The organism is Limnofasciculus baicalensis BBK-W-15 (genome assembly GCF_024178385.1).
GTDB classification, from domain to species: domain Bacteria; phylum Cyanobacteriota; class Cyanobacteriia; order Cyanobacteriales; family Coleofasciculaceae; genus Limnofasciculus; species Limnofasciculus baicalensis.
The window spans coordinates 1-5731 of the sequence record NZ_JAMZMM010000377.1 but is presented as its reverse complement, the minus strand read 5'-3'; the positions used below and the strand labels follow the sequence as shown (position 1 = coordinate 5731).

General features: G+C 43.0%; 4 protein-coding genes. All 4 read left to right on the top strand.

From position 1 onward, the window contains the following. Positions 1 to 50 precede the first annotated feature (50 nt). Positions 51 to 422 (top strand): hypothetical protein, encoded by a 372-nt coding sequence (locus NJ959_RS24765; protein WP_373693707.1) that lies wholly within the window; start codon positions 51 to 53, stop codon positions 420 to 422. A 171-nt stretch (positions 423 to 593) separates the two neighbouring features. After that, positions 594 to 974 carry a hypothetical protein gene (locus tag NJ959_RS24760; protein WP_254014419.1) on the top strand — a complete coding sequence of 127 codons (381 nt, stop codon included), beginning with the start codon at positions 594 to 596 and terminating at the stop codon, positions 972 to 974. Between the two features lie 71 nt (positions 975 to 1045). Continuing rightward, a complete protein-coding gene (locus tag NJ959_RS24755; RefSeq protein ID WP_254014418.1) occupies positions 1046 to 1681 on the top strand; it encodes a PD-(D/E)XK nuclease family protein in 636 nt (211 codons plus the stop codon). Between the two features lie 204 nt (positions 1682 to 1885). Then, the gene (locus NJ959_RS24750; RefSeq protein WP_254014417.1) at positions 1886 to 5722 is read left to right on the top strand and encodes a GAF domain-containing protein; all 3837 of its coding nucleotides are present in this window, start codon (positions 1886 to 1888) and stop codon (positions 5720 to 5722) included. Positions 5723 to 5731: the final 9 nt, after the last annotated feature.

Below are 5731 nucleotides of genomic sequence, written 5' to 3'. Positions count from 1 at the left end.
CCCTTCTCCCCACTCCAAAAAACCCACTCCCTATCCCCGATGAGGTTATTATGAACTTGAGTCAATATCCTGCTGCGATCGCACAAGCTGCTCAAACTGTGAATGAATTAGAATCTCAGATCCGGGCAGTGCAACTGAATCTTAATCGCCTCGAAGCCAATGCTGATAAAAAAGTGGCGTTTGAGTCGGATCTGAAAAATGATTCTCAACGCAAAGCACGTCGATTTGAACTGCTGGAGGTGAATTTAGAATACCAACACGCCATGAATACCTTGATGCGGTTAACCACCCAAAAGGCGAATGCCTTAGCCAATGTGGAATATATCCGCAATCAGTTTAGCGTAGCCAAGTTAGAAGCACGATTAGCGATCGCAAGACAACTTGGCGGATCGGAGATTGGCGATTTATTGCTAGGGGTGTAACACCAGTTAGGGAGGGGAGCAAGATTTCCGGCTCCCCCTTCCCTTGAAGGGAAGGGGGCTGGGGGGTTAGGTAAGTTATCAGTTATTAACGCACCCTACAGGTATCGCCATTAAGCATAATCGGTGTGACTGCGACTATACTGGATAGCGGCTAGTTGCAATCAATCCTCCATGACTATTGTTAGTTCCCAAGAAATTGCTCAGTTTCGTTCCCAACTCTCCACTAATGCCCAAGCGATGATAGCCCTTGACGCGATCGAGGATTGTGAGGGAGATTTAGAAGATGCTGCGATCGCGCTTGCGATTCGTGCGGGGCAACAACCGCAGCGAGAAAATTCCGAATGGTTGGATGCGTTAGCGCGAAAATGCCGTGCGGCGATTTGTCAGCGGGAATTTCGCCAAGATTTGGAAAACGGTTTCTATTCGTCTTTGGTGAGATATTTGGAAGAAACGCCGCTATTACCGCCAATTTTAGCCACACCAGTGGTAATGTATGTCATTCACCAAGGTGTGAGTAATTTCTGTGAACCCCTTGATGCCCAGTTTGAATAAATGTTAAACCGTTTGTTATATCCCTGACAAATTTTCAATAGGATCGGAGAAAACGGAGGTCTAATTAATTTATGGTGCAAACAGTTGGGATTGCCAAAGCGGTTACTAACCTGAACGAGGCGCACAGTAAGTTCAATCTAATTCCCACATCTGATGCCCAATTTTTTACAGAATGGTTTGAGGATTTACCGGACATTTCCGATCTTGAAAAAGAATCTTTGAATCGGCTCAAGAATCGCTATCTCTATTATGCAGCAGATGGAGAGATAACTGAAGGGACAATTGACAGGATTATGGTGTCTCCATTGCTGGATTTAATCGGGTTATTCGATCTCCCTTTTAAAATTCGGTGTGAGAAGTTTGTGAAGGTGGAGATTGATAATGGAGATACAGTATTAGAAGGATTCATTGACGCTTTGGTGGTACAAAATAAATTCTGGGTGGTAGTTATTGAGGAGAAGCGCTTCAATGTTAATGTTTTACAAGCTATCCCACAGACGTTAGCCTATATGATGGCAAACCCCAACTCAGAAATGCCAGTTTTTGGGATGGTAACGAATGGTGACGATTATCTTTTTATTAAGCTGAATCAGTCGGTTAGTCAGTACGCCATATCAGATAAGTTTACAGCAATATCTCGTGATGAAAATAATAATCTGTTCAGAGTTTTAAGAGTAATAAAGAGAATTGCCAGATTGGTTGTATAGCAACAGCAACAGCGGTTAGGACATTCTCAGTCAGCAAATTTCAACAATTGGCTCAAGCCAATTGTCCCAACACGGGCGACGGCGATACAGGTACGATCGGCAATATTGACACTTGCCTAAGTCCTGTTCATATTATTATTTGGTATATAATAGAAAAATTGGTATATTAATATAATAAAACTGTCCATATTTCCAGCGATACCCGTGTATTCCCCAGAAAAAGCAAAAGTTCTAGCAGAAACTCCCTCAGAATTAGAAAGCATTACCCAGGAGGTATTGCTCAATCGGATTGGGAACCGGATCCGGCAATCCCTGGAATTGCAAGAGATTCTGTCGGCAACTGTGGCAGAAGTGCGATCGTTTCTGGGTATGGATAGGGTCAAAATCTATCAGTTTCAGCCGGATGGACACGGTTTGGTGATTGCGGAATCCATTGTGGAAAATCGCCTACCCTCTCTGTTGGGGCTGCACTTTCCCGCTGATGATATTCCCCCTTTTGCACGGGAACTATATGTTCGGGCACGACAGCGCACTATTGTGGATCTCACTTCCCAGCAAATTGGGTTGAGTCCGTTGGATAGCCCTGATACGGGAGAATTATTAGGAATTGAAGATATCCGCTACCGTGCAGTAGATCCTTGCCATGTAGAATATTTGACTACGATGGGGGTAAAATCTTCTGTTGTTGTCCCCATTGTGATCGAAAGCTCAACACAATCAAGGGAAACCTTACCTTCTCTTCGCTCCATCGATCAACTTTGGGGTTTGCTGGCTTGTCACCATTCAGAAGCTTATCCTGTTAAAGAAGAGCAATTAGGGCTGTTGCAATTGGTTGTAGATCAAGTAGCGATCGCAATTTCTCAATCAATTCTACTCAAGCGCGTGCGAGATCGCGCTAGTCACGAAACTAATATTAACCGCGTTACCCAATTACTTTACACTACTCCAACTGTTCAACTTCAGGCAGCCTTGGAGGAAACAATGGCAATCTTTCAAGGAAGTGGAGCTAGGCTTTACCTTGGGACTAAAGATAGTAAACAGAAAGCAGAAATCTACACCTACGGCAGCCAACCTCAACGGCTGGATGGGGGTACTGGGAGAGTAATTGAAGAAAATCTCTTGTGGCAAAGGTTTCTCAATTCTGGACTAACACAGGAATCAGGGAATAAACCTTGGTCCGTTGGGTGGATGAGGGCGATGTATTCCCTTGGAGATATGTCTGAGGAATCCTCGGAGGAGTCAAATATTTGGGCGATTCCGGATATTTACCGGGAACCTCTATGTCGTTCCCTAACACCTTTATTTCAATCTACTGGGATTCGCGGCTTGCTGATTATCCCTCTTTACTTTGGCAGCGAGCTACTTGGTTGTCTCAGTATTTTTCGGGATGAGGTGAATATAGAAATGATGTGGGCGGGCTATCACAATTCTGATAGCCGTCAACTCATGCCTCGGCAATCTTTTGAAGCATGGCGACAGTTTAAAACTGGAGAGGCTCAAGCTTGGACAGAATCTGATTTGCTATTGGGCAGAGCAATAGGGGAACGCTTATCAACAGCAGTAAAACAGTACCAACTCTACCAACAGGTGCAAACTCTCAATACTAATCTGGAGCAACAAATTTCGATTCGTACTGCGGAGTTGCAACACTCTACCGCCATGGCGAATCAACAGCGCACCCTAGCTGATATTCTCGCCAAGTTACAAAAATTATCGGATGTGGAAACCATTTTTCGGACTGCAACTGATGGAGTCCGACAGGTATTTAATGTGGATAGGGTAGCTGTATATCGGTTTGATGCGGATTGGGGTGGAGAGTTTATCGAGCGCTTTGGTTCCGTTAGTCCAGGTTGGGCAAAGATTGTCCTTGCTACCTGTTCGATTTGGAACGATAGCTATCTGCAAGAGACAAAAGGAGGTCGTTATCGCCATAATGAAATATCGGTAGTAGATGATATCTATAATGCTGAACTTTCTCCCTATCATCTGGAGATTTTGGAACATTACTATATCAGATCCTTCGCAATTGTCCCCCTAATTAAAGGGGGAACATTATGGGGACTACTCGCAGCGTATCAACATACTAATCCCCGGAAATGGGAAACTTCAGAAATAACATTTTTCTCTCAGATTGCCACTCATTTGGCTATTGCACTACAGCAAATAGAATACTTAGAAGAAGTCCAAAGCAAAACCAAGGAACTATCTGCCACAGCCGAGCGGCAGCAAGCATTAACAGAGGTGATTGCTAGAATTCGGGAATCCCTCAATTTAGATCAAATCTTCAAGTCAACAACTCAGGAAGTTCGTCGCCTTCTTAATGTGGATCGTGTTGCCATTTTTCGCTTTCTCCCTGAATCTAATTATCAAGTAGGTGAAGTTATTTCTGAAGATGTAAATTTGATATATCCCTCAGCCATGAATGTGCCAATAGCAGATAGTTGCTTTGCTCAAGACTATCTGACTAAATGTCGCAATCGCTCCCCCTTTACCATTGATGATGTTGAAGGTGCTGGTTTGAGAGACTGCTATCTGCAAACCCTAGCTCAATTTCAGATTAAAGCGAATCTAGTAGTACCACTCTTTAATGGAGAAACTCTTTGGGGATTATTGTGCATTCATCAGTGTTCTCAGCCCCGTCAGTGGCAAGTAAAAGAAAAAGATTTTGCTACCCTAATTGCTGCTCAATTAGGTGTGGCACTACAACAGGCAGAATTACTGTTTCAGGCTCAAGTTGCTAAAGAAGCGGCTGAAGCTGCAAATAACGCAAAAAGTCAATTTCTTGCCAATATGAGCCACGAATTGCGCACTCCCCTCAATGCCATATTAGGATTTTCTGAAATATTGCAAGAGGAAATTTTAGGCTCTTTAAATGAAGAGCAAAAGAATGCCGTCGAGAATATTGCAACCAGCGGAGAACACTTACTATCGTTGATTACTGACATTCTCGATCTATCTAAAGTAGAGTCGAGTACCATAGAACTTAACACAGAAACAGTGTCTATTAAGGAAGTTTGTGAGTATAGTTTAGTATTTATTAAACACGATGCTAACCAAAAAAATATTCAACTGGTGAGTGAAATTCCCGATAAAATGAGTCCCATTATTGTGGATAAGCGCCGCTGGCAACAGGTTCTGATCAATCTCCTGAATAATGCGGTAAAATTTACGAATGAGGGTGGACGAGTTTCTCTGTTAGTTACAGTTAGCTTTCCCAAAGATAGGGATCTGGATACAAATATTCCTATTTCATTACTAGCTCATCCCTCACCATTACTTCTGTTTCACATAATTGATACTGGCATTAGCATTTCCCCTCAAGATATCAACCGATTATTTCAACCTTTTGTTCAGATTGATAGCAGTCTCAGTCGTAAATATGTGGGGACAGGGTTAGGGCTTGCCTTAGTGAAAAAAATTGTTAATTTACATGGGGGAGAAGTTAGCGTTACTAGTACCATGGGGCAAGGTAGCCGTTTTACTGTGGCGTTACCCTATCTCCCAGAAACTGTAGTAATAACCACTCAAACCAAAACTGAATCTGCCATTAAGCCTGAAGTGGTTCCCGCTCGAGAAAAGTTACCATCTGCCATTAAGCCTGAAGTGCTTCCGGAGCGAGAAGAATTACCATCTCCTGTTGATATTGTGGCGACAATTACTCTGACACCCCTAATTTTATTGGCAGAGGATAACCAATCCAATATTGACACATTTACTGGCTATCTAAATGCCCAAAAGTATCGCTTAGTTATAGCAAATAATGGTATAGAAGCGATTTCTATTGCCCAAGCACAAAAGCCAGATTTAATTTTGATGGATATCCAAATGCCGGGAATCGATGGGTTGGAAGCTATCCGTCAGATTCGCACCAATCAAGAGTTAGCTAATACTCCTATTATTGCCTTAACTGCCTTGGCTATGCCCGGTGATGAAGAGAGGTGTATTGCAGCGGGTGCTAATAGTTATTTAGCTAAACCAGTTAAATTGAAACGGCTTGGAGAAGTTATTAAACATTTTCTGGGAGTGGGGAATGGGGAGTAGGGAGTAGGG